This is a genomic window from Marinomonas sp. ATLA20 (assembly GCF_057180105.1).
Window position 1 is genome coordinate 21,908 of the sequence record NZ_JBXUKU010000003.1, and the last position, 25,619, is coordinate 47,526.

The 25,619-nt window shown below is 43.3% G+C and carries 22 protein-coding genes and 1 riboswitch; of the genes, 18 read left to right on the forward strand and 4 right to left on the reverse strand.

The features are described from left to right. Positions 1-8 precede the first annotated feature (8 nt). From ispG to AC2A4J_RS06555, 8 genes are all read left to right on the forward strand, one after another. A complete protein-coding gene (ispG, locus tag AC2A4J_RS06520; protein ID WP_255828365.1) occupies positions 9-1,121 on the forward strand; it encodes a flavodoxin-dependent (E)-4-hydroxy-3-methylbut-2-enyl-diphosphate synthase in 1,113 nt (370 codons plus the stop codon). 9 nt (positions 1,122-1,130) lie between these two features. Next, complete coding sequence (gene hisS, locus AC2A4J_RS06525) at positions 1,131-2,405, forward strand: histidine--tRNA ligase (RefSeq protein ID WP_484175381.1); 1,275 nt, start codon at positions 1,131-1,133, stop codon at positions 2,403-2,405. Positions 2,406-2,467: 62 nt separating this feature from the next. Further along, positions 2,468-3,109 (forward strand): YfgM family protein, encoded by a 642-nt coding sequence (locus tag AC2A4J_RS06530; protein ID WP_484175382.1) that lies wholly within the window; start codon positions 2,468-2,470, stop codon positions 3,107-3,109. A 2-nt stretch (positions 3,110-3,111) separates the two neighbouring features. Next, positions 3,112-4,245: an outer membrane protein assembly factor BamB gene (bamB, locus tag AC2A4J_RS06535; RefSeq protein ID WP_484175383.1), complete on the forward strand. Its 1,134-nt coding sequence runs from the start codon at positions 3,112-3,114 to the stop codon at positions 4,243-4,245. A 91-nt stretch (positions 4,246-4,336) separates the two neighbouring features. Beyond that, positions 4,337-5,674: a ribosome biogenesis GTPase Der gene (gene der, locus AC2A4J_RS06540; RefSeq protein WP_255828369.1), complete on the forward strand. Its 1,338-nt coding sequence runs from the start codon at positions 4,337-4,339 to the stop codon at positions 5,672-5,674. 196 nt (positions 5,675-5,870) lie between these two features. Then, entirely contained in the window at positions 5,871-6,776 is a 906-nt protein-coding gene (gene rimK, locus AC2A4J_RS06545; protein WP_255828370.1) for a 30S ribosomal protein S6--L-glutamate ligase, read from the forward strand. After that, the gene (locus tag AC2A4J_RS06550) at positions 6,776-7,825 is read left to right on the forward strand and encodes a succinylglutamate desuccinylase/aspartoacylase family protein (protein ID WP_255828371.1); all 1,050 of its coding nucleotides are present in this window, start codon (positions 6,776-6,778) and stop codon (positions 7,823-7,825) included. Before rimK ends, AC2A4J_RS06550 begins: the two co-directional genes overlap by 1 nt. Positions 7,826-7,965: 140 nt before the next feature. Next, entirely contained in the window at positions 7,966-8,574 is a 609-nt protein-coding gene (locus tag AC2A4J_RS06555) for a hypothetical protein (RefSeq protein ID WP_255828372.1), read from the forward strand. An 89-nt stretch (positions 8,575-8,663) separates the two neighbouring features. On the opposite strand, the gene AC2A4J_RS06560 is transcribed toward AC2A4J_RS06555, so the two are convergent. Both AC2A4J_RS06560 and AC2A4J_RS06565 read right to left on the reverse strand, forming a co-directional pair. Next, positions 8,664-10,904 (reverse strand): YgiQ family radical SAM protein, encoded by a 2,241-nt coding sequence (locus tag AC2A4J_RS06560; RefSeq protein ID WP_255828373.1) that lies wholly within the window; start codon positions 10,902-10,904, stop codon positions 8,664-8,666. A gap of 148 nt (positions 10,905-11,052) precedes the next feature. Next, positions 11,053-11,691, reverse strand: coding sequence for a class I SAM-dependent methyltransferase (locus AC2A4J_RS06565; protein ID WP_484175384.1), 639 nt, complete (start codon positions 11,689-11,691; stop codon positions 11,053-11,055). A 171-nt stretch (positions 11,692-11,862) separates the two neighbouring features. On the opposite strand from AC2A4J_RS06565, the gene AC2A4J_RS06570 reads away from it, so the two are divergent. The 4 genes from AC2A4J_RS06570 (at position 11,863) to AC2A4J_RS06585 (ending at position 14,365) form a co-directional block, all read left to right on the forward strand. Further along, positions 11,863-12,036 (forward strand): DUF2496 domain-containing protein, encoded by a 174-nt coding sequence (locus tag AC2A4J_RS06570; RefSeq protein ID WP_255828375.1) that lies wholly within the window; start codon positions 11,863-11,865, stop codon positions 12,034-12,036. A gap of 126 nt (positions 12,037-12,162) precedes the next feature. After that, a complete protein-coding gene (locus AC2A4J_RS06575) occupies positions 12,163-12,522 on the forward strand; it encodes a DUF1304 domain-containing protein (RefSeq protein WP_255828376.1) in 360 nt (119 codons plus the stop codon). Positions 12,523-12,547: 25 nt separating this feature from the next. Further along, complete coding sequence (locus AC2A4J_RS06580) at positions 12,548-13,081, forward strand: DinB family protein (protein ID WP_255828377.1); 534 nt, start codon at positions 12,548-12,550, stop codon at positions 13,079-13,081. A gap of 42 nt (positions 13,082-13,123) precedes the next feature. Then, entirely contained in the window at positions 13,124-14,365 is a 1,242-nt protein-coding gene (locus AC2A4J_RS06585; RefSeq protein ID WP_484175385.1) for a protein kinase, read from the forward strand. 121 nt (positions 14,366-14,486) lie between these two features. On the opposite strand, the gene AC2A4J_RS06590 is transcribed toward AC2A4J_RS06585, so the two are convergent. After that, positions 14,487-14,978, reverse strand: coding sequence for a 6,7-dimethyl-8-ribityllumazine synthase (locus tag AC2A4J_RS06590; RefSeq protein WP_255828379.1), 492 nt, complete (start codon positions 14,976-14,978; stop codon positions 14,487-14,489). Positions 14,979-15,100: 122 nt separating this feature from the next. Beyond that, positions 15,101-15,262, reverse strand: a riboswitch (FMN riboswitch). A gap of 282 nt (positions 15,263-15,544) precedes the next feature. Here AC2A4J_RS06590 and AC2A4J_RS06595 point away from each other — a divergent pair. The 6 genes from AC2A4J_RS06595 to AC2A4J_RS06620 all read left to right on the forward strand — a co-directional run bounded on the left by AC2A4J_RS06595 (position 15,545) and on the right by AC2A4J_RS06620 (position 24,111). Continuing rightward, a complete protein-coding gene (locus tag AC2A4J_RS06595; RefSeq protein ID WP_255828380.1) occupies positions 15,545-15,910 on the forward strand; it encodes an MliC family protein in 366 nt (121 codons plus the stop codon). Positions 15,911-16,029: 119 nt separating this feature from the next. Further along, entirely contained in the window at positions 16,030-16,806 is a 777-nt protein-coding gene (gene cobJ, locus AC2A4J_RS06600; protein ID WP_484175386.1) for a precorrin-3B C(17)-methyltransferase, read from the forward strand. A 48-nt stretch (positions 16,807-16,854) separates the two neighbouring features. Next, entirely contained in the window at positions 16,855-17,628 is a 774-nt protein-coding gene (gene cobM / locus AC2A4J_RS06605; RefSeq protein WP_484175387.1) for a precorrin-4 C(11)-methyltransferase, read from the forward strand. Between the two features lie 39 nt (positions 17,629-17,667). Further along, positions 17,668-18,750: a cobalamin biosynthesis protein CobW gene (gene cobW / locus AC2A4J_RS06610; RefSeq protein ID WP_484175388.1), complete on the forward strand. Its 1,083-nt coding sequence runs from the start codon at positions 17,668-17,670 to the stop codon at positions 18,748-18,750. A 182-nt stretch (positions 18,751-18,932) separates the two neighbouring features. Then, positions 18,933-22,784: a cobaltochelatase subunit CobN gene (gene cobN / locus AC2A4J_RS06615; protein WP_484175389.1), complete on the forward strand. Its 3,852-nt coding sequence runs from the start codon at positions 18,933-18,935 to the stop codon at positions 22,782-22,784. An 82-nt stretch (positions 22,785-22,866) separates the two neighbouring features. Beyond that, on the forward strand, positions 22,867-24,111 hold the full coding sequence (locus tag AC2A4J_RS06620; RefSeq protein WP_484175390.1) for a sirohydrochlorin chelatase: 1,245 nt from the start codon (positions 22,867-22,869) through the stop codon (positions 24,109-24,111). A gap of 61 nt (positions 24,112-24,172) precedes the next feature. On the opposite strand, the gene AC2A4J_RS06625 is transcribed toward AC2A4J_RS06620, so the two are convergent. Beyond that, positions 24,173-25,423 carry a hypothetical protein gene (locus AC2A4J_RS06625; protein ID WP_484175391.1) on the reverse strand — a complete coding sequence of 417 codons (1,251 nt, stop codon included), beginning with the start codon at positions 25,421-25,423 and terminating at the stop codon, positions 24,173-24,175. Between the last annotated feature and the right edge of the window lie 196 nt (positions 25,424-25,619).

Sequence of the window (25,619 nt, forward strand, 5' to 3'; positions counted from 1 at the left end):
AGACTCCTATGCATTTTGAATCACCTATTAAACGCCGCCACTCTCGTCAAATTATGGTTGGGAATGTTCCGGTTGGCGGTGGTGCGCCAATCAGTGTTCAAAGTATGACGAACACGGAAACTTGTGATGTTGACGCGACTGTGGCTCAGATCCGTGCTATTGCCGAGGCGGGAGCAGATATTGTTCGTGTATCAATACCATCGATGGATGCGGCCGAAGCATTTAAAAAAATACGCGAAGCGGTTTCTATTCCATTAGTCGCTGATATTCACTTTGATTATAAAATTGCTTTGAAAGTGGCTGAGTATGGTGTCGATTGCCTGCGAATTAATCCAGGTAATATCGGTAATAAAGATCGTATTCGTGCCGTGGTAGATTGTGCCCGCGATAAAAATATTCCCATTCGTATCGGGGTCAATGCTGGCTCTTTAGAAAAAGATTTGCAAAAAAAATACGGAGAACCGACGCCTGATGCGTTGGTGGAATCAGCTTTTAGACAAATCCAATACTTTGATGAGTTAGACTTTCATGAGTACAAGCTGAGCCTTAAAGCGTCTGATATTTTCATGACGGTTGAAGCCTACCGAAAAATTGCCAGTCAAATAGATAATCCGTTGCATTTGGGAATTACTGAAGCGGGTGGTTTACGCTCTGGAACAGTAAAATCTTCTATTGGTCTTGGTTTGCTGTTAATGGACGGTATTGGCGATACGCTACGTGTTTCATTGGCGGCTGATCCTGTGCAAGAAATTAAAGTCGGTTGGGATATGTTGCGCAGTTTGAAGTTGCGTAATCGAGGCATTAATTTTATTGCTTGTCCAAGCTGCTCCCGTCAGAATTTTGATGTCATTAAAACGATGAATCAGTTAGAAGAGCGTCTTGATGATATTACTATTCCAATGGATGTTGCTGTTATTGGCTGTGTGGTAAATGGGCCAGGCGAAGCAAAAGAAGCGGACATTGGTCTTGCTGGTGGTTCGCCGAATAACTTGATTTATCAAGATGGCAAGCCGGACAGTAAAACGAAAAATGAAACGCTTGTTGATGATTTAGAAAAAATGATTCGTAAAAAGGCTCTCCTAAAAGAACAGGAATTGGCCAATATCATTGTAAAAAATTAAGGATCCATTGTGGCTCGTAAAATTCAAGCGATCAGGGGAATGAACGACATTCTGCCTGATCAATCTTCTGTTTGGTTATATCTAGAAAAAACAGTAGCAGATGTTGTTAAGTCTTATGGATATCAGCAAATTCGTTTTCCCATTGTGGAAAATACGGATTTGTTCAAGCGCGGTGTTGGTGAGACAACGGATATTGTTGAAAAAGAGATGTATACCTTTGATGATCGTAATGGCGAATCTTTGACTTTACGCCCTGAAGGTACTGCGAGCTGTGTTCGTGCAGCGGATCAAGCTGGTTTGTTATTTAATCAAACTCAGCGTTTGTGGTACACGGGACCTATGTTTCGTTATGAGCGTCCCCAAAAAGGTCGTTATCGTCAATTTCATCAGATAGGCGTGGAGTCCTTTGGTATGGGGTCTGCAGATATCGATGCTGAGTTGATTATCTTGTCTGCCCGCCTATGGCAAAAACTTGGTCTGCTAGAGCATGTTGAGCTGCAGCTAAATACGATTGGTTTAGCTTCTGAACGAGAAAACTACAAAGCGGCTTTAGTTGATTATTTGACAGAGTTTAAAGATCAACTAGACGAAGACAGTCAGCGCCGTCTAGAAACAAATCCCCTAAGAATCTTGGACTCTAAAGATGAGTCGACTCAAGCGGTGTTAAAAGATGCACCTAGTTTAGAAGATTTTATCGGTGAAGAATCTCAAGCCCATTTTGATTTTTTGCAGGCTATTCTGAAGGCCAATGGCATTCCGTATGTCATCAATCGTCGTTTAGTGCGTGGTTTGGATTATTACGGCAAAACGGTTTTTGAATGGGTAACAACGCATTTGGGATCGCAAGCAACCGTGTGCGCTGGCGGCCGTTACGATGGCTTGGTTGAGCAATTGGGAGGAAAATCTACTCCCGCTGTTGGTTTCGCAATGGGGATTGAGCGTTTAGTGCTTTTGCTTGAAACATTAAACCTAATTCCCGAAGCTGCAACATTCTCTACTGATGTGTTTGTTATCAGTATGGGGGATGATGCAGAGCTTACTTCTTTTATCTTAGCCGAGAAGTTGCGTGAAGAAAATTCAAATTTGGTTGTTTTACGTCACTGTGGCGGTGGAAACTTTAAGAATCAAATGAAAAAAGCCGACCGGTCAGAGGCTCGTTTCACGATTATCTTAGGGCAAGATGAAGTAGATAATGGTATTTGTCAGATAAAAGATATGTCAACGGGTGAGCAACAATCTCAACCGCTTGATGATGTTGCCGCTTATATTGGCGCCAAGTTGTAATTTGATTTAATGGAGTACTGCCATATAAATGATTTGGCAGTACCTTGCATGAGGAAGAAAAAGTGTCTGAATTAAAGACTGAAGAAGAACAAATCGAAGCGTTTAAATCTTGGTGGAAAAAGAACGGCATGATGTTGGTGATTGCTGTGGCTGTTGCTGTCGGTGGATATTTCGGCTGGCAGGCATGGAAAACCAATCAAGCTAATTACATCAGCGAAGCATCTGCGTTATATCAAAACTTGGTTCAGGCTTCTGCTGATTTGAGTGATGAGAATAACCAAAAAACGGTAACTTTTATCGCTAAGCAACTTGCTGATGATTATGGTGATACAGGTTATGCAATGTTCGGGCAATTGTTTTTAGCTCGAGTGGATGCTGAAAATGGTAAATACGATGAGGCAATTAAAGCCTTAGAAGATGCAATTGCCAAAACTCAAGATGTGTCTTTTATTGCTATTGCAAACTTGCGTGTTGCACGTTTAATGCTTCAGAAACAAGATTATGCTGGTGCAATGACACGTGCTGACCAAGTATCTGAAGAAGAGTTTGTTGCACAGAAGCAAGAGCTCATTGGCGATATCTTAATTGCCCAAGGTAAACGTGATGATGCACGTGTCGCTTATCAAAAGGCAAGTGAGTCATTGGGCGTAGGTGTGAATCATCCATTGCTTGATATAAAGCTTAAAGATTTGGTGAAAGGCTAATTATGAGCAAGTCTCTTTATTACATTGTTTTGTTTGCTGCTTTGATCCTTCAAGGTTGCTCTAACTCCCGTCCAGCTTTATCAGATCTTCCCTCTATTGAAAGTAAGGTGGATTTAAAGACAGCTTGGCGCACGGGGGTTGATGGTAATTTTGGTGAGTCCAGTGAGCGTTTCAATCTCGTTGCAGAAAACGGCTCTTTGTACTTTGTTACGGATAAGGGAACAGTATACGAGCTTGCGCAAGATAATGGGGATAAGAAAGACTCTTTCTCGACTGATTACAAACCAAGTGCTGGCGTAACGCGCCATGGCGATATTGTGTATTTCGGCACATATGATGCCCAACTTGTCGCTGTTTCTTTAGCAAGTAAATCTGTCTTGTGGGAAAAAGCACTAAGCTCGGAAGTATTGTCTGAAGCGTCTTATGCTGCGGGCAAAATAGCCATTCAAACAGCCGATGGTTGGTTGAGTGTGATGGATGCTGAGGCAGGTGATACGCTGTGGCGTGCAAAAGAAGATTTGCCATCTTTAACGGTACGTGGTACAAGCGCACCCATTATTTCCGATGGTAAAGTCATTGCGGGTTTTGCCAGTGGAAAATTGAAAGCTTACTCTTTGCAAGATGGCAATTTACTTTGGTCTTATGATGTAGGTAAGCCAGAAGGGCGTTACGAAATTGAGCGACTAAGCGATGTAGATGGTCGTTTAGTGGTAGAAAATGGTGTTGTTTACGCCGTTGCCTACAATGGTACGCTGGCCGCACTTTCAATTGAAAATGGTCGACCACTATGGCAGCGTAGCATCCCTAGTTCAGTGGGTGTTGCGGTAAAGGGAGAGCTTCTTGTTGCTGTTGATATGACCAGTAAAGTCATTGCATTGAATGCTAAAAATGGCACTGAAGTTTGGGAAAATAAAGATCTTGTAGACCGAGATTTGATTACACCAGAGTTTTTTCGTGATTATGTTGCTGTGATGGATCGCGGTGGTTACGTTCATTTACTTGATCTAACGACAGGCGAAGTTGCAGCTCATAAAGTCGCTGATAATGGTGTTCCTTCTGGTAGTCGTATGGTCGCAAATGATAAGCAATTGTTTATTCTTACGCCGAACTCTAATGTAACGGCATTGAGCTATTGAAATCAATTTCGATTTCTTTTTAGCGATTTTTAAAGAGGCTGCCATCCCTTAATGGGGATGGTGGCCACTTTGTATTTTTATAGGTAAAAAAATGATTCCAGTTATTGCATTGGTAGGTAGACCCAATGTTGGCAAATCGACTCTCTTCAATCAATTGACGAGATCCCGTGATGCTTTAGTTGCCGATTATCCAGGGCTAACTCGTGACCGTAAATACGGTGACGGTAAGCTTGGTGAGCATGAATTTATTGTCATCGACACTGGTGGTATCAGTGGTGATGAGCAGGGTATAGATGAAAGAATGGCGCGCCAGTCTTTATTGGCAATAGAAGAGGCAGATGCTGTTTTGTTTCTTGTTGATGGTCGTCATGGTTTGAATCCTGCAGACGAAATGATCGCTAATCATTTGCGTCGTTCAAATAAGCCTGTTTCCCTTGTGGTGAATAAGACCGATGGCATTAATGAAGATATCGCGTTGGCGGATTTTTATTCTTTAGGGATGGGTGAACTACATCCTATCGCCGCCTCTCACGGTAAAGGTGTACATGTCCTGATTGATAAGGTGATGCTGCCTTATGCAGAACGCGTTGAGGAAGCTAAGAACCAAATTAGTTTGGAGTCACGTGGTATTCGCATTGGTGTAGTAGGTCGACCAAACGTAGGTAAATCTACATTGGTAAACCGTATGTTAGGTGAAGATCGTGTTGTTGTGTATGACATGCCAGGCACTACGCGCGATAGTGTTTACATTCCTTACGTACGTCATGATAAAGAATATACTCTTATTGATACGGCAGGTGTGCGTCGTCGTAAACATGTGAAGGAAGCGGTAGAAAAATTTTCTATTGTTAAGACCTTACAGGCTATCCAAGACGCTAACGTAGTTATTGTTGTCATTGACTCCCATGAAGACTTGGTTGAACAAGATCTTCACATGATCGGTTATGTATTAGATGCTGGTCGTGGTGTGGTGTTGGCTATAAATAAATGGGATGGTCTTAAGAAAGACGATCGTGAGCATATCAAGAGTGAAGTTGAGCGTCGTTTGGGATTTGTACCCTATGCGAAAGTTCATTATATATCAGCTTTGCATGGTACTGGCGTTGGTGATTTGTACGATACGATTGAAAGCACTTATGAGTCCTGCTATGCCAAATGGTCAACAAACCGTTTGACAAGAATTCTTGAGGATGCGGTTGCAGAACATCAGCCTCCAATGGTGAATAGTCGTCGAATCAAACTTCGATATGCGCACCAAGGTGGATCGAATCCTCCTCGTATTGTTGTGCATGGAAATCAAACGAGTGCTTTACCAGGTAGTTACAAACGCTACTTAGAGAATAAATTTAGAACGGTGTTGAATATCACCGGAACCCCGATTATTTTTGAATTTAAATCCTCTGAAAACCCGTTTGCACCTAAGAAATAATCGTAATTTCTGTAAGGTCACCTAAAAAATCTCTGAGCACCCTTATTAGATAAAGGGGCTTGGAGATTTTTTTATGTAAAATGCATGAAATCTCTTTCTAAATATAAGGTTATTTACTATTCTCGCGCCAATGGCGTAATTCTTTTTATAAGCATCGTTTGTACGTTTGCTTTCTTATTTTGTTCAAAGGACATCTATGAAAATCGCAATTCTTTCTCGTAATCCACGACTCTATTCTACTCGTCGATTGGTTGAGGCCGGTGAGCAGCTTGGGCATGAGGTAGATGTAATTGATACGATGCATTGTTATATGGACATTACAAGTAGCAACCCTTCCGTTCGTTACGATGGTAAGCCTCTGCCGAAATATGATGCGGTTATTCCAAGAATTGGCGCATCAGTTACTTTTTATGGAACGGCCGTAGTTAGACAGTTCGAAATGATGGGTACTTACAGTATTAACGAATCTGTTGCGATCAGTCGCTCACGAGATAAGTTAAGATCGTTGCAACTGATGTCGCGTAAGGGCTTGGGGTTGCCTAAGACGGGTTTTGCACATCATCCTGATAAGATAGGTGACTTGCTAAAGAATGTTGGTGGCGCTCCTGTGGTGATTAAACTATTGGAAGGCACGCAAGGAATTGGTGTGGTTTTGGCGGAGTCAAACAAAACGGCAGAATCTATTATTGAAGCTTTCATGGGGCTAAAAGCCAATATCCTAGTACAAGAATATATTAAAGAAGCGGGTGGTGCTGATATCCGCTGCTTGGTGGTGGGTGGCAAAGTAATTGCCGCAATGAAAAGACAAGGTGCAGACGGCGAGTTTCGCTCTAACCTTCATCGTGGTGGAACGGCATCTTTGGTTAAGCTTTCTCCCGAAGAAAGGCGCACAGCAGTAGAAGCGGCAAAAGTAATGGGTTTGAATATGTGCGGTGTTGATATTCTGCGATCCAACAATGGTCCTCTTATTATGGAAGTAAATTCCTCGCCAGGGTTGGAGGGTATCGAATCTGCAACGGGCAAAGACGTGGCTTCTATGATCATAACGCACATTGAAAAAACCGCTTTATTGGGTAGTACAAAAACAAAAGGGAAAGGTTAATGGGTAAAACAGCTTTAACAATTGGTGGCGTTGAGATTCCGTTAGGTGGTACTGCTCGTATAAAACTGCCAATGGTAAAGTTGTATACCGACACGAATATGTCTATGCCGGTGTTTGTAAAACGCGGCAAGCGTTCTGGTCCGACCTTGTTTATTAGTGCTGCGATTCACGGTGATGAATTGAACGGTATCGAGATTATTAGTCGAATCATTCAAAGCAAATATCTTGAGAGCTTAAAGGGCACTTTGATCGCAGTGCCAATTGTTAATGGCTATGGTGTGTTGAGTCAAAGTCGTTATTTGCCTGACCGTCGTGATTTAAATCGCTCTTTTCCTGGCTCCCAGCGTGGCTCGTTAGCAGGGCGTGTGGCGGATCGCTTTTTGAGTGAAATCGTTTCTAAAGCGGATTATGGTATCGATCTTCATACTGGAAGTTTGCATCGCACTAATTTGCCACAGGTGCGCGCGAACCTTGATGATCCTGAAACACTGGAGATTGCCAGAGCTTTTGGCGTCCCTGTTTTAATGAACTCTAACCTTCGTGATGGCTCATTACGTGAATGTGCCAATGATGTAGGAGCCAAGGTTATTCTTTATGAAGCCGGTGAGGCATTGCGTTTTGACGAGCTATCTATAAGAGCGGGAGTGAAGGGGATTGTTGGTGTGATGAGACACCTTGGAATGTTGCCTAAGTCGCGCAGCAAAAAATCTTTATCTGAGCCAAGAATTGCACGTAATAGTAGTTGGGTAAGAGCGACCGATAGTGGTTTTACGACGCATATCAAAGAGCTAGGCGATCTTGTTGAAGCTGGTGATGTGTTAGCCGAAATTAAAGATCCATATGGTGATATTTTAGATAAAGTCTTGTGTAAAAATGGTGGGATTATCATTGGCAAACAAAATATTCCATTAGTTCAAGAAGGTGACGCTATGTACCATATTGCTCATTTTTCTTCCCCTGACGAAGTAGCTGGCCATGTGGAAAGTATGCAGGATGAATTGATGGACAGAGATGCATCTTTAAACTTAATTGACTATAAATCGTCTTAATTTGTTCATTAATTGCCTTTTTATTATAACTGACATGACATAACTCATAATCAAGAAATGATAGTGTCATCTTATTGTCACACATCGTTTTTTTACTTTTTTTTCATTAAAATCTCGGCATTACAAGCTGAGGTCTTTTCATGTTCATTCTTCGTGGTTTCGTTTATCTTTTTGCTGTCGCAGGCGTTGCGCAGCTCATTTCTTTGGAAGGGTATCAATTACTGTCTGCTGCTGAATACAGTGAGAAAACCCTTACAGAGCATATGCAAGACTTCATGTCTTTTTTTAGTTGTATGTTATTTCTTTACGCGGCACGTGTAGATAAAAAGCTAAACATAGCGGCTACACTTTTAGGCGCTTTGATGGCTATGATGTTTGTCCGTGAATCTGATTCACTGTTAGACCAGTATGTGTTTGATGGGGCTTGGCAAACCATCGTATGTCTTATTTTTGTCTGTGTATTGATTTTTTTATGGGGGCAATTTTCTTCTATTTACGCTTCTTTAAAAGAGTATTCTCTGCAATCAAGCTTTGGTACATTCTTGGCAGGTTTTGTCACTATATTGGCGTTTTCTCGATTGATGGGGCGCGCATCGTTTTGGCAAGCTGTCATGGGAGATTCCTATATGCGCATTGTTAAAAATATAGTAGAAGAGGGGATTGAGACATTAGGTTATACCCTAATCTTTATATCTGCTGTTGAGTTAGTGATAGCCTGTCGTAGGCGAAGTAAATTGTCGAATCGTTAAATGCTAATGGCATAAAAAACGCGTCATATTGGTTTCCCTCCTATTGGGACCATATGACGCGTTTTTTTATACTTATTTTTTTATGAGCCTTACTGCTGACGAGACTTTATTTTAGTCTTACGACGTTTTGCAGGAGTGGCAGTCACGCCGCCGTTGTTGTTTTTACGACGTGCTCTTTCAGCAGCCGCATTCTTTTCCATGGTTGGTCTATTTGAAGTATGAGAAGCGCCTGTCGCTTGGCCAGGTTTGGCTTTTTGAGGGCGACGACGCACCTGTTTATCTTTCTCTTCAGCTGGCACCAGTTTGTTATCACCGTGGCCAATAAGTTCAGGGCGACCCATTTTTATTAAGGTGTTGCGCAGATCCTGCCAGTTGCTTGGATCGTGGTAGCGCAAAAAGCCTTTTTGTACCGTACGTTGCTTGGCATCTTTAGGGGTATAAACGTCTTCACTCTTATAGGTAACCGGTTTTAGTGGGTTCTTGCCAGAGTGATACATGGCCGTTGCTAATGACATGGGCGACGGATAAAAGGTTTGTACTTGGTCTGGTTTGAAATCGTTAGTTTTCAACCATACTGCAAGGTTAAGCATGTCTTCATCTGAGCTACCTGGGTGGGCAGCGATAAAGTAAGGAATCAAATGTTGTTTCTTACCCGCTTCTTTAGAGTATTTATCAAACATGCGCTTGAAGCGATCGTAAGTTCCCATGCCAGGCTTCATCATTTTTGATAGTGTGTCTTTTTCTGAATGCTCTGGTGCTATCTTTAGCAGTCCGCCAACGTGATGGGTGACCAGTTCACGAACGTACTCTGGATCTTCCACAGCAAGGTCATAGCGTAAGCCAGAGGCGATCGAGACAGTATGAATACCTTCAACTGCACGCGTCTTACGGTACAGCTGAGTTGTTGGGCTGTGATCTGTATTCAAATTAGAACAGATGGTCGGGTAAACGCAGGAAAGCTTGCGGCACGACGCTTGTACTTCATCATCGTTACAGTTCAGCGTGTACATGTTAGAGGTAGGCCCGCCAAGGTCTGAAATGTGTCCAGTGAAGCCTGGGACTTTTGCCTTGATATCTTCAATTTCATTCAAAATAGATTCGTGTGAACGAGATTGAATGACGCGCCCTTCGTGTTCGGTTATTGAGCAAAAAGTACATCCACCAAAGCAGCCACGCATGATATTGATTGATGTCTTGATCATGTCATAAGCCGGAATTCGGGCTTTTTTGTATTTTGGGTGGGGCACTCGTGCATAAGGTAAATCAAACACGCCATCCATTTCTGGTGTCTCCAATGGAATTGGTGGTGGGTTTACCCAGATCTCTTTCTTGCCATGCTTTTGAATTAGAGCACGTGCGTTATGCGGATTAGACTCAAGGTGTAAAATACGCGAAGTGTGGGCGTATAAAACAGGATCTTTAGATACTTTTTCGAATGATGGTAAACGTATATAGGTTTTTTCCGGATCGAGTTTTTCACCACGACGCAGTGGAGCGGGAATGACTCGAATCGGCATAACATCGGACTCTTCTTCATCCTTAGTTTGGCACTTACCTTCCGGAATGTATTCGTAAGGGCTGTAAATTTGATCGACTTTACCAGGCCAATCTACGCGTGTTGAATCAATTTCCGTATAACCACCAGGCGGCGTATTTCGGACAATGGTTGTGCCGCGAATATTAGTGAGTTCATCAAGGGTTTTGCCCATTGCCATCTGGTGGGTGACTTCAATCATGGCGCGTTCAGCATTGCCGTAAAGTAAAATATCGGCCGTCGAATCGATTAACACTGAGCGACGAACTTCATCACTCCAGTAATCGTATTGAGCAATACGACGAAGACTGGCTTCAATTCCGCCAATCATGACTGGAACATCATGAAACGCTTCTTTACAGCGTTGAGAGTAAACAATAACCGCGCGGTCTGGACGTTTTCCGCCAACACCGTAAGGTGTATAGGCGTCGTCATTACGTACTTTCAAGTCGGCTGTGTAGCGGTTGATCAGGGAGTCCATATTACCAGCGGTAACGCCAAAGTATAGGTTAGGACGACCAAGGCGCATGAAGTCTTCTGTATTGCGCCAATCGGGTTGGTCAATAATACCAACTCGGTAGCCTTGTGCTTCTAATAAGCGACCTAAAACCGCCATACCAAAACTAGGATGATCCACATAAGCGTCACCTGACACTATGATCACATCACAGCTATCCCAGCCAAGAGCATCCATTTCTTCTCTGGTAGTTGGTAGAAAGGGCGAAACGCCATAACACTCAGCCCAATATAATGGGTAAGAAAAGAGTTCTTTGGCGGTTTTATGTCGTTTGATCATTATTTACTCTTGGTATCGGGCGTAATGGTCAGCGGTTTTCTTTGTCATTACGAGGATACATGGATTATCGGTGAAAAATTGTGCCGTATTATCCCAGAAAAAACCTAGGGTAGACAGTCTAATCTAGGTCTATTCAGCCTTATATTATCTAGGGTTGAATGCGCCACACACTTTCCTCAAATATATTGTGTCCTTGCTCTTTATATTGGGGATTCGTCAGAGCTAGGTTTTCTGCAGTAATTTTCTGAATTTTGCTTCCCCATAGTGAGATAACACTGTCTTCATCAACGGAAAATGGAGGTCCTTGCTGATCACCATTGTACTGTAACGAAATCAAAACACCGCAAGCAGATGACGACAAACGCTCAAGAGTGTGAGAAACATACTCAGTCCGCTTTGAATCAGGCATGGCTACCATGGCGGCACGATCGTAGCAGGCATCAAATTCGTTTTCGGTGAATTGAAAATAGTCACCTTCGACAATGCGTAATGGCAATCCGTCAACGGTATGGATTTTTAAGCCGCCATCTTGCTGTGTGTTATAGGCCAGATCGTTATCCCCTAAAAACTGAATCACCGCCAGAGAAGAGAGTTCAACACCTGTGACTTCATAACCTTGCTCGGCTAACCAGATCATATCGTTGGACTTTCCACATAAAGGCACAAGCACTCGGCTGCCTTTGGGTAAAATAGGCCAGAACTCAATTAGTTTCGGATTGACGCCTTCTTGATGAAAGCCAATACGCCCTGTTTTCCATCGATCCAACCAAAATTCATTTGTAATCACGAGAACCTCTTTAAATTAGGCTTGTTTATGTTCTGTGTGTATTGTATTTGTTTTATTTTACGTCGAACAATTCGTAATGCAAAAAGCCATTATAGACGTCAAAAAAGTTTTTTAATTACCTATTTACGCATTTTACACATAGATTGTTGCAGTCTTCTATATGGAGTTTTTATGTCTTTAGACCACGCGCCAGATCATGTTAAGTTGGCAGTTGATCTTATTGAGTTGCTTGAAAGTCACGATATTGAGCCAAGTGTTGCGGTTGGTGCTTTAACAATTGCTCTGCGTGACTTTCAAGCAAAGCTTGAAAAAATCGATGAAGAGCAAGGAAAGCTTGAAAAATGAGATGTAAAGCATGCTTAATAAACTAGACCAAGAAAAAGCAAAATAGTTTCTCGGTGTACTCGTTAAAAGCTCCCGAACTAGGTATAAAATGTTCATTAGATGGAATAAAAATAAGAGGCTATATCTATGGAATTAATTGCAATTATCACTACGGCACTGGTTGCTCTTTTGCATCTGTACATTATGTATATTGAGATGTTTCTTTGGGATAAACCTAAAGGCATGAAAGTATTTGGATTGAAACCAGATTTTGCTAAAGCGAGTAAGGTGTTGGCTGCAAACCAAGGTCTCTACAATGGTTTTCTCGCAGCCGGTTTGTTGTGGGGGTTGTGGCTTGGTGCGGCTGGTTCGCAGGTAACTGTGTTCTTTTTACTTTGCGTTGTTGTTGCTGGCGTTTATGGCGCAATTACGTCAAGTAAAAAGATTTTGTTTGTACAAGGCTTGCCGGGGTTGATTGCTCTAATCGCTGTTTTATTAGCGGCTTAACAAATGCATCAAGAGGACGATGAGGATGTCGGTAAAAGAAAATTTGCAGCTTATGGCGTCTTATAATCAATGGATGAATCTCTCGGTTTATAAGGCTGTTGCTGAGTTGAGCGATGCTGATCTAATTGAAGATAAAGGTGCATTTTTTGGCTCTGTACTCGGTACGCTTAACCATAACCTGGCTGCAGATATTATCTGGTTGAAACGCTTCGCGGATCATTTTTCAGAGCTTTCTAGTCTAGATTTTGTTCGAACGCTAGAGCGACCAGCCACGCTGAATACTCAGTTGTTCGATGATCTACTCTTACTTCAAAGTCAGCGATTTCGGCTAGATCAGTTAATTATAGACATGATGAATGAGATAACAGATGAGATGCTGTCATCGGCCCTAATGTACAAAAATATGAAGGGCATCGAGCACTCGCAAAGGTTTGGTTTCACTTTGCAGCATTTTTTTAATCATCAGACTCATCATAGGGGCCAGATAACCACTTTACTTTCCCAAATGGGGATTGATGTTGGTGCGACAGACTTAATCATCACCATTCCACCTATGTAATTGTTATAATACGCATAAATTTTATTTAGAAAGAGTTCTATTTTGCACACACTTGACCAACTTAATCGTGGAGAGTTGAAAGGCGTTACTCGCCTACAGCTATCCGAAAATTTAAGCGTTTTTCCCGAGGCTATCTTTGACCTCGCCGACAGCCTAGAAATTTTGGATCTATCTAATAACAAATTACGTGAGCTGCCAGCGGATTTATCACGTCTTAAAAAGCTGCGTATACTTTTTTGCTCAAACAATCGCTTTACTCAATTGCCTGAGGTTTTAGGTCAGTGTGAAAAATTGGAGATGATTGGTTTCAAAAGTAACCAAATTACTACTGTTTCTTCGGATTCGTTACCAACATTGACTCGTTGGTTGATTCTTACGGATAACAAATTAACCTCTTTACCTGACGACTTTGGAAGATTGACGCGACTGCAAAAGCTGGCATTGGCTGGGAATCGCTTAACCGCTCTTCCTGATTCCATTAAGGAATGTCGTAAACTGGAGTTGGTTAGATTATCGGCCAATAAGTTGATAGCTTTCCCTGATGCGTTGTTAGCCTTGCCACGCTTGGCTTGGTTGGCCTTCTCTGGTAATCCATTTTGTGCTCAACGTGATCCGCACAATGAATTTAAAACCGTATTTTTTCGCGATTTAGAGTTACATCAAGTGTTAGGGCAGGGCGCATCAGGCGTTATTTCTCGCGCTACTTGGCGGGAGAATAGCTTTAATTTCTCAGATTCGGTCGCTGTAAAAGTGTTTAAAGGTGATGTGACTAGCGATGGTTATCCCGAGGATGAGCTTGATGCATGCCTTGCTGTTGGAAGCCACAATAATCTGGTTCAACCGCTTGCCAAGGTGACAGAAGATGATTGCTCGGCGCTCGTGATGGAGTTGATTCCAGCGCATTATACGAATTTAGGTCAACCCCCTAGTCTTGAGTCTTGTACGCGGGATACGTTTGTGGAGGATCAACAATTCTCTATTGATAAAATTGTTCGCATTATTCAGCAAGTGGATCAACTGATCGCGCACTTTTGTGAGAAAAAAGTCAGCCATGGTGATCTTTATGCCCACAATACTTTGATCAATGATAACGGACATGTATTGTTTGGGGATTTCGGTGCAGCATCAAAATATGCCAATTTGCCTCTACAACAGCAGCAAGGAATTGAACGAATAGAGCGACGAGCTTTAGGCTTTTTTATCGACGATATGTTGGGGTTGTGTATTGAAGAGGATAAAAATAGTGAACTTTATCAATCGCTTCGCTCTCATGCCTTTTCTTAGGGCTCATGCCTGTTCTTTTAGGTGCTAGAGTTGTTTCGGTTATAGCTAAGACAAAAAAAAACGGCTCGAATCCTGAGATAAGAGCCGTTTTTTTAGCTTCCGTTCTTTCTACATCAAACGCTTAAAGCATTTGCTTCGCTTTTTCTGTTAAGCGCATAGTTTGATCGCAAGCATTCGCCAGCTCCATGCCTTTTTTAACAAAATGACGGCTGAAATATTCTTTATGCTCGTCGTGCTCATGGAAGTTGTGAGGTGTTAGTACTGCTGTTAAAACAGGTACTTCCGTTTCCAATTGAACTTGCATTAATGCATTGCAAATTGCCTGAGCCACAAAATCGTGGCGATAAATGCCACCGTCTACAACCAGTGCTGTTCCAGCGATAGCGGAATATTGTCCACTTTTCGCCAGCAGTTTTGCTTGTAATGGGATTTCGTAGCCGCCAGGCACAGGAATGACGTCAATTAAAGACGCGTCATAGCCGCGAGAGATGAGTTCGTTTTTAAAGCCGTCAACGCAATTCATTACAATATCTTCGTGCCAAGAAGCATGAAGAATAGCAATGCGTTTAGTAGCTGGAGTGAAATCTATGTTATTCGTTGAGCTCTGATTCATTTTTTAATCCTAAAATATCTAAGGTGAATCAGGGCGAACGGGCAGGCAAATACGCCATTTTTAAATGGCATACCTTTAATACGGCAAAGCAAAATGCACTATGCCAATAGAGGTCTTGTCTGACGCGCTCTCTATCATCCGGACTATAACCGTCGGCTCTGGAATCACACCAGATCTGCTGACCCTAAAAGAAAGGCTTCTTAAAGGCGCTCGCGGGCTTAAATTTTACTTTACGTAAAGTCTTTACCGCCGGTGGGGAATTACACCCCGCCCCGAGAACGAAGTCGGATAAATCCGACTAGTGGAATATACTCGTTTTTATTGACGGCTGTCAAAGTGTCCATTGCCTTCAATTGTGTTGATTTTGTGACTACTCAGTTACTGAACATTACTCAAAGGTGCTTAGGTAACAAAAAGTAACTAATAAATTACATCGCTCAGTAGAGCTTATTATCTGGCTCGATATACTATGAACTGATAATATCTGAGGTGTTATCTGTGATGACCTTTTGGTCAGGAATGGAAAAAATTGGACCATTAAAGTTTTAGAATGGAGTCTCATACTAGTGCAAATTAAAAAGCTACTTCTACAAGGTGTCTTGGTCGGTACTTTTTTAGTGGGGTTAACGGCTTGTAGCTCTATGAATGAAGGCGTCGCGCCTACAGATAGTGCGAACGAGATAGAGGACATAGACCAAACCAATTCCGCTGATTATATTTGTGAAAACTCGCCTTTAAATATATTTTTCCATGCCGAGCAAGCCAAATTAACTTGGCAAGATCAAAGCTATGTATTGACTCATGCAATCAGTGCATCTGGTGCATTTTATCTGGGCGAAGGCCTGTCTTTTTGGATTCATGGTGCTGAGGCTGAGTTAGAATTCAATGGTGCCGACAAAAGCCATTGTCGCCTTGTTCGCGTTAAATCGTAATTCCATTACCTGAACATTGCTCACTTTAAATAGTGGTGTTTTCATCCCGTCATATTTGCAATCCGTGTACAATGGCATCATTCGCGCCCTATGGCGCTTGATTATATTGTAGAGAGTGCATGAGTAAGTTATTTGTAATGGGTATGGGGCCAGGTGATTTAGGTTTGGTCGCGCCAAATGCCACCAAGGCATTGGCCGCTTGTAGCGATTGGGTGGCTTACGGCTATTACTTGGATTTATTGGGTGAGCTTAGTGACGGTAAAACCTTTCATAACCTGCCTTTAGGTGAAGAAATAGGTCGTGCGCGCTTGGCGCTTGATTTGGCCGCACAAGGAAAAAATACCGCGTTAATTTCCAGTGGTGATATTGGCATATATGCCATGGCGACTTTAGTGTTTGAATTGCTGGATATGCAACTGCAAGGCAAAGAAAACCATCCGGAATGGCTAGATGTCGATATTGAAGTTATCCCCGGTATTTCAGCCATGCAGGCCGGTGCAAGTCGTGTTGGCGCCATGCTGGGTCACGATTTCTGTACTATTTCACTTTCCGATTTATTAACCCCTTGGGAAACCATCGATAAACGCTTGCACGCTTGTGGCGCGGGTGATTTTGTCGTGTCGTTTTATAACCCTGTTTCAAAGAAAAGAGATTGGCAACTTAACCACGCTCGTGATGTCCTATTGGAATATCGTCCCGCCAGCACACCTGTGATGATTGGGCGTCAATTAACACGCCCTGAAGAAGATATTACTTTTACGACACTGGGTGAATTAGACGCAAAAGATGTGGATATGTTCACCATGGTTAGCGTTGGGAACTCCGACACCAAACACATAGTTAATGGTGATAAGAATTGGATTTATACGCCGCGCGGCTACTCTAAAAAGCTTTAGGGCTACTCTAAAAAGCTTTAGCTTTTTTATAAAAGGTAAGTGAAAAAAATGACAGTGTATTTTATTGGCGCAGGCCCTGGTGATCCAGATTTGATGACAGTGAAAGCGGTCAAAACCATGGAGCGCTGCCCGATTGTTCTTTATGCCGGTTCCTTGATTCCACCACAGGTGATCGATAGTGTCCGTGGTACAGCCGAAGCGATTTATGATACAGCCGAAATGAATCTAGATGAAACCACCGCAGTCATCGAAAAAGCGGCTCAAGAAGGCAAAGACGTTGCACGTTTACAGTCTGGTGACCCTGCTTTATATGGTGCGATTGGCGAGCAAATTCGCCGTTTAGAAGCGTTAGATATTGATTATGAAGTCATTCCTGGTGTTAGTGCTGTGGCGGCATCGGCTGCGTTATTGCGCAAAGAATTGACCTTATCGGGCGTCTCTCAAACCGTTATTATGACGCGCTATGAAGGCAAAACACCTTTCCCAGAACGAGAGCGTTTGCCTGCTTTAGCACAAAGCGGTGCGACGTTAGCGATTCATCTTGGAATTACTCGAATCCATAAGATCGTCGAAGAACTGATTCCTCATTATGGTGAAGACTGCCCCGTTGCTGTGTGTTATCGCACTAGTTGGCCAGATCAAGACTATGTGGTGGGAACGTTAGCGGATATTGTTGCCAAAGTAAGAGAGAAAAAATTCACTCGCACCAGTTTGATATTGGTCGGGAAGGTATTAGACACAGAAGATTTCGCAGATTCCTATTTATACGATAAAGGACAGGCGCACATTTTTCGTAAAATACATAAGTCTAAGAAAGCATAAATTTAAAAATACTATCCCTAAAAGTAAGAAGGATGAATCATGCAGTTGAATAAAATTCCAACAACAATTGTGACTGGCTTTTTGGGCAGTGGTAAAACAACTTTATTATCCAATGTGCTAAAGCAAGCGGCAGGCAAACGTATCGCCGTGATCGTTAATGAATTTGGTGAGCTAGACATAGATTCCGATCTATTGCGCTCTTGTCCACTTGATTGCCCAGAAGGGGTGGAAGAGGGGAGCCAACGCAGTGATGATGGCTTTTACGAATTGGCGAACGGCTGTATTTGCTGCACGGTAGAAGAAGAGTTTTTACCTGTCATGCAGCAGCTTGTTGCTCGCCGTGGTGATATTGATCATATCTTGATTGAAACCAGTGGATTGGCGTTACCAAAACCTTTGGTGCAAGCCTTTAATTGGCCGGGCATTAAAGAGCATTGCACAGTCGATGCGGTGATTACCGTGGTTGATGGTGCTGCTGTGGCTGCAGGCCGCTTTGCTCATGATGAAGACAAAGTTCAAGCACAACGCCAAGCGGACGAAAGTCTGGATCATGACCCTAGCTTGCAAGAATTACTGGATGATCAGTTAAGCGCTGCCGATCTAGTTGTGGTCAGTAAAAACGACTTACTCAACGATGAAGAGCGTGCACGCGTGCAAGCAATTATTGCCCACGAAGTGCCAAGTACAGTAAAAACTGTTTATATCGAAAATGGCGAAGCGGCATTGGATGTCTTGTTAGGTATTGACGCTGCAACCGAAAGCCGAATTGATGAAGTACATAACCACCATGATCATCATCATGCTCATGGTGCACATCATGACCATGCCCATGATCATTTTGATTCTTTTGTGGTGACATTGGGCGAAGTTCAGTCTGACCTTTTGCAAGAGACGCTTACTCAACTGGTTGAAGAGCATAATATCTTCCGCGTAAAAGGCTTTGCTGCAGTGCATGGCAAGCCCATGCGCCAAGTGTTTCAAGTAGTAGGGACGCGTTTAGATCGTTATTTTGATCGTTTGTGGCTACCTGAAGAAGTGCGCAAAACTCAGTTGGTGTTTATCGGCAAAGGCATTAGTAAAGAGCAGGTTGAGAATGTATTACATGATGCTTTGAGTGCTTGATCACGGCTACTGCGCTTGCCAATACTTTGTTAAAAATAGACTCGAATTGCTCATTTATAACTATAAACTCCGCTTTCTCGTCTATTTTCGCCTCGTCTTGGCTTCGCTCGTAACACCGTGAATAAGTGTCGAATAACCTAATAACTAGATTGATTTAGTAAAAGAACGTAATTGGAGAAACCGTGCACTTATTAGCAGCCAAACCGGGTGGCTTTGTTGACGACGAAGGGATTGTCGATCTTGGGCAATCCCCAGCCGACTTAGTTATTTTGGCCGCGGCGGATAGTGTACTTGGTGCGCTGGGTAGTGCTTTAGATCAATTATCTATTGATGCAAAGGCACTACCTTCTGTTCGCCTTGCTAATTGGATGCAGTTAGTCAAACCCGCTGCTTACGATTTGTACGAGCATAAGGTGCTTGATCATGCCAAGGTCGTTGTTGTGTCGCTACTGGGTGGTGAGCACTATTGGGAGTATGGTTTTCAACGCTTGCAAGAATGGGCGCAAGCCAAAGCGGGTCGTACTTTAATTATTGTGCCTGGGGATGACTCGCAAGACCCTTCGTTAACGAGTGTTTCTACCGCAAAGCCAGAAGACTGCTATCGAGTGTGGCGTTATCTACGGGAAAGTGGTCAAGCAAACTCTCAGCAATTATTCTATTTCCTCACGGATCGTTACTTCGGTACATCTTGCCCTTGGCAAGAGCCAGCTCCTTTACCGAGCGCCTTGATTTATCATGCCGGTCATTCGTCTGGTTTTGCCCAGTGGCAGAAGCACTATGCCGATGAATTAATTCAAGGCTCTCCGGTCGCCATCTTGGCGTTCTATCGTTCACATCTACAAAGCGGCAACACTGCCATGTTTGATGGCTTGATCGAGATATTAGAGCAGGAAGGCTTAGTGCCGCTTGCCGTAGCGGTAAGTTCACTAAAAGACGATGTATCGGTGGGTTTGATCGAATCGTTAGTGGAACGCACTCAAGCTAAGGTGATTTTAAATACCACAGGTTTCGCTGCCAATCGTGTGGGTAGCCCTGATTTGGCTTCTGAGCCTACGGACTTTCAATCGGCGTTTGCGTCGCCGATTCCGGTTTTACAGTTGATTCTTTCTGGAAGTACCGAAGAGGATTGGCAAGGACAAACTCAAGGCCTTCGCAGTCGTGATGTCGCCATGCAAATCGTCTTGCCAGAAATGGACGGGCGTATTATTACTCGCGCGGTGAGTTTCAAAGCGTTAAGTCATTACAACGACATTGCCCAAGTCGATTTAGTGCGTTACGAGTTACAGGAAGAGCGTGCGCATTTTGTCGCTCAACTTGCCAAGCGTTTTGCCAATTTAGCCAGTAAGCCAAATCATCAAAAGCGTATCGCTTTGGTATTGGCAAATTACCCAACCAAAGACGGACGCATTGGTAACGGCGTGGGATTGGATACGCCAGCCTCGACGGTGAATCTATTAAAAGCCTTAGAAGCGGCGGGCTATCCGATTGCGAATATTCCCGATCACGGTAATGCCTTGATCGAAGAATTACTTGGGGCAGTGACCAATAATCCCAATACCTTGCATGAGCGCGGTTGTTGGCAAAGCCTCGCCTTGGAAGACTACTTACACTATTTCTATCAGCTGCCACTGGAATGCCAACACGCCGTTTGGGATCGCTGGGGGCCGCCAGAAGACGATCATAAATGCCGAGAACAAAATGGCCAGCGACGCATCATGTTGGCAGGCATTCGGCTTGGCGAAACCTTTGTTGGTATTCAGCCGGCTCGTGGTTTCAATTTAGATTTGGCGGCGAATTACCATGACCCTGATTTGATTCCGCCTCACAGTTATTTGGCCTTCTATTTTTGGTTGCGCCACATTTATAAAGTTGACGCTTTTGTGCATGTGGGCAAACATGGCAACCTTGAATGGTTGCCGGGCAAAGGTACGGCCTTGTCGGCGTCTTGCTGGCCGGATATTGCTTTAGGGCCGATGCCGCATTTTTATCCCTTTATTGTGAATGACCCTGGCGAGGGCGCGCAGGCTAAACGGCGCACGCAAGCCGTGATTATTGATCATCTTATGCCGCCCATGACCCGCGCTGAAACTTATGGCGACATGGCTGAACTAGAAAATCTAGTAGACGAATATTACCAAGCCATGGGCATGGATGTGCGCCGCGAAACTTGGTTGCGTGAAAAAATTCTTGAAAAAGTCCAAACCACACATTTGCTTGAAGAGCTGGCAGGCGTGCAAGCGGATAACGATGACTCTGTACTGGAAGGGTTAGATACCTATTTATGTGAAATAAAAGAAGCGCAAATCCGCCACGGTTTACATCGTCTCGGAGAGTTGCCCGAAGACGACAAATTTGCCGACACGCTGGTGGCTTTGTTGCGTTTGCCTCGCGGTAGTGAGGTTTCCAGTCAAGGTATTCTTCACGCCTTGGTAAAAGACTTATCGTTGGAGCAAGATGATTTCGATCCGATGAAAAGTGAGCGAGCGCTTTGGTTAGGTAATAAGCCCGAGCTTTTGCAGTCAGTAAGTGAACTAACGTGGCGCACCCAAGCAGATACCAAAGAACGCTTAGAATTATTGGCTAAGTCGCTGGTCTTGAGCCATTTGATTGGGGATGACTCAACAGACGAGTTAATAACCAAACTCCCTCAAACCGCCGTGTTATTGGCGCACAGTAAAAAACGCTTATTGGTTGCTTTGCAGCAAAGTGCTCATGATGAAATTCAGGCGTTAATAACAGGATTGGCTGGTGGTTTTATTCCCCCAGGCCCAAGCGGCGCACCGACACGTGGCCGATTAGATACCTTGCCTACTGGGCGTAATTTTTTCTCTGTTGATAATCGCGCTATTCCATCGCCGGCGGCTTGGGCGATTGGTCAGCAATCGGCCGAAGCACTGATTCAACGACACTTACAAGAACATGGTGATTATCCGAAAGATTTAGGCTTGTCCGTGTGGGGAACCGCTACCATGCGAACCGGCGGTGATGATATTGCCCAAGCGTTTGCTTTGATGGGCGTTCGACCGATTTGGGCGCCGGGGTCGAATCGTGTGACGGATTTTGAAATCCTTTCTTGCATGCAATTAGGTCGCCCGCGAGTGGATGTTACCTTGCGTGTTTCTGGCTTCTTTCGTGATGCTTTCGCCAACGTTATGCGGCTCTATGATGCGGCAGTGCAAGCCATTGCTGATTATCAAGAGCCAGGCACTGGCAATGTTATTCGTGCCAATGTGGAGGCGCGCAAAAGCAAATTGCTTGCTCAAGGCATGAGAGTGGAAGAAGCGAGTCGCCAAGCCACTTATCGTGTTTTTGGTAGCAAACCTGGCGCTTATGGCGCTGGTTTACAGGGCTTGATTGATGAGCGTTGTTGGGACACCAAAGTGGATTTGGCGGAAGCTTATGTGAACTGGGGCGGTTACGCGTATGATGGTAATAATTACAATGGTAAACAAGACGGAGTAGAGGCTAAGTCTGCCTTTGTTGAGCGTTTGTCTCAATTAGATGCGGTCGTGCAAAATCAAGATAACCGCGAACACGATATTCTGGATTCGGACGATTATTATCAGTTCCAAGGCGGTATGACCAACGCCGTTACCGAGTTTAGCGGGCAAGCACCGAGCGTGTATCACAGTGATCATTCTAATCCGAGTTCGCCAAAAATCCGTACCTTAAAAGAAGAGCTTAATCGTGTGGTGCGTTCGCGGGTGCTGAACCCTAAATGGATCGACGCCATGCAGACTCATGGCTATAAAGGTGCGTTTGAAATGACCGCTACTGTGGATTATTTATTTTCTTACGATGCCACTACTGATTTAGTTGCAGATTATCAATATGAGCAAGTAACTGATCGATTGTTATTGGATCCAGACAACCAAGCTTTTATGCGCGATAATAACCCTCAAGCTTTAGAAGAAATGGGTGAGCGTTTATTAGAAGCCATCCAGCGTGGTATGTGGCAGAACGCCGATGTACATCGTGAAAAAATTCAATCCTTGTTGCTTGATTTAGATCAGCAACAAGAACAACGTCAGTGATCTTGGGCAGAAGATCGCTTGTAACCTTGCTGGTTGTATTTAGACTAATCACTAGCTGAGATGAATAAAGTAGAGAGAAATAATGAGTAATAAAGAACTGGCCAAAAAGGGCATTATGATTTGTGGTCACGGCAGTCGTGATAAAGACGCTGAACGTGAATTTGGCCTAGTGGCGAAAGGACTTAAAGCGCGCTATCCCGATCTTCCTGTGGAATATGGCTTTTTAGAATTTTCTGCTCCTAATATTCATATGGGCTTAAACAGTTTGGTCAACCAGGGTGTTGAAGAAATCTATGCCGTGCCGGGAATGCTGTTTGCCGCGACGCATGCGAAAAATGACATTCCTTCTGTATTGACCACCTACGAAGAAAAACACCCAGGTTTAAAGATCACTTATGGGCGTGAATTAGGCTTGCAAGATGACATGATCGACGCCTTTCAAGCGCGCATTTATGAATCCCTTGGTCTTGATCCAGAAAATCCGCCAGAAAACCTTTATGACACCATGTTGGTGGTGGTTGGTCGTGGTACATCAGATACCTCTGCCAATGCAGAAGCGGCAAAGCTAACGCGTATTGTTAACGAAAACATGGGTTTTGGTTGGGCGGACACCGTCTATTCTGGCGTGACTTATCCATCGGTTGGTGTGGGTCTTGAAAAGCTAATGAAGCTTGGCTTTAAACGCATTGTCGTTGCGCCATATTTCTTGTTTACGGGTCGCTTGATCAAGCGTATTCAGGGCTATGTTGATAAGGTTGCTCAAGAGAACCCAGCGATTGAGTTTATTCAAACGCCTTACTTGAATGATCACCCTCGTGTTATTGATGCTTTTCAGAACCGTGTCGAAGAAATCATGCAGGGGGAATTACAAACGGGTGAAGAAACCTTGATGAATTCCTTCAAGCGTCGTCTTGCAGCGGGTGAAGTGGATGTTCATCACCACCATGCCGAATTTGTTGACCCACAAGATGATACTCAAGGCTTATCTGAATTCGATACCAAACACTTTACTAACCTAGCTCAAGCGCTAGATCATGCGGATCATGGGCACTCATTAGTGTTGAAACATCATGACCACTCTCATGACCACGGTCACTCACATGATCACAGTCATGGACACTCTCACAGTCATGGGCATTCACACGACCACTCTCATGGTCACAGTCATGGTGTGTACAAGCACATTGGTCACCCAATGGGGCCGCGTACCATGATTGGTGAAGGGATTTGTTGCTGCTTTATGGGACAGTTCACCGACGAGATTCTCGAAGAAGAGAAAGACAAAATTGACGGAGATTGTACGAAAACGGCGTTTGCTCATCGATAATTGATCTTGTTTTAAAAAAAACCAGAGCTCATGCTCTGGTTTTTTATGCTTTGAAAGTGTGTTATTCCACTGAAGTAGTATCCGTTACTTCTGCTTCAGGCGCTACTTCTGCCTCGGCGCTTTTTACTGTTTTTTCTTCTACTACTACTTTTTCTTCTGCCGCTTGTTTTTCAGCTATAGAGTTCGCAAGTGATTTTTTCACATCTGCTAGGTCAGCGGTAAGAGTGCTAATTTTTTCTTCAAGCAGTTCTGAGTAAGATTCTTGGTCTTTTAATTTTTTACGTAGTTCTTGCTGCACCGTTTCAGATTTATCTTTATTTTTCATATCTGCTTCGATAAAAGCAATAAGCGCTTTGCCTTGTTGTTCAAATGAAAGGTCACGTTTATCTTTTGTTCCAAGTGTATAGCTAAGTTCGAAGAGTATTTTCTCGTAGCTAGTAACGTAGTCTTCATAATCCTTTTGAGAAAGCGCTTTTAGCTTCTTAACAGTTAATGCGATTTGTTCTGCTCTTTTCGCTGAAAAGAGTACGCCGTCTGCTTTTTCTTTGATTTCTTCAGTGTCTCTAGGGTTTGTCGCTATGAAAGCTATGGTGGCATTTAAAGAGGCGGACACACGTGAGACTGATTTTGGTGCATGCTGATTAATGTCTGATTTAACAAGCTTGTCTAGTTCTTGTTGCGCATCAGATAGATAAATTTTTGTAACTGTTTTGATTTCAAGGGCGCGTTGTTTGGCAATGAGTGCGGGCTGAGCTGCAATAGCGTCATTTGTTTTGTCTTCTGCTATTTGATCTACAAGTTTTTTAAGATCTGTTTCTAGCTCTTTAACGGTACTTGGGAAATAGGCTTCAGCATCGATTTTATTAAGCTGAGTACGATAATCGAATGCTTCTGATAAAGTGGATAAAGAGGCCGCTTTTAAGCTTCTTGCTTTATTCATGTAGTTATTAAATTGGTTAAGGCTTTCGTTTGCAGCTTCAAGGTTTGTTGTTGAAGTGAAAAGTCCAGTACTGCTGTTTGCCTCAGATGGGTCAAACTCGAATGTCGCGTAGTATTCTTTTGCTTCTGTTAGGGCTTTATTTGCCTCTTCTATCTCATCAGTCGCGAACCAGCTTAACTCATCTTCGATACCTTGAGTTACTTGTTGCTCTGCATCGTCTTGTGTTTTTTTGTACTCGTTAATTTGAGTAATCGTTTCTGATTGTTTTGCGTCTGCCGCTAAATTGGATGCTGAGTCTGGATTTGATGCACAACCTGAAAGCGTTAGCGCGATTACAGCTGTTATCGCTGCAATTTTTAGTTCCTTTTTCATGACGATGTTCCTTGATTCTTTTAAATGGAGATAATTAAAGTGTTAGATTATTGTAAGGATTTTACTTGAAGTGTGTAAGAGATAAATAAAATAAACTATCTAAATACCGTACTTGTACAAAATAGTCTTTTTTAGACAAAAAATAACCCCGCAAATGGGGGTTATTTAAGTGTATTACTTAGTAATCGAAGAGCAA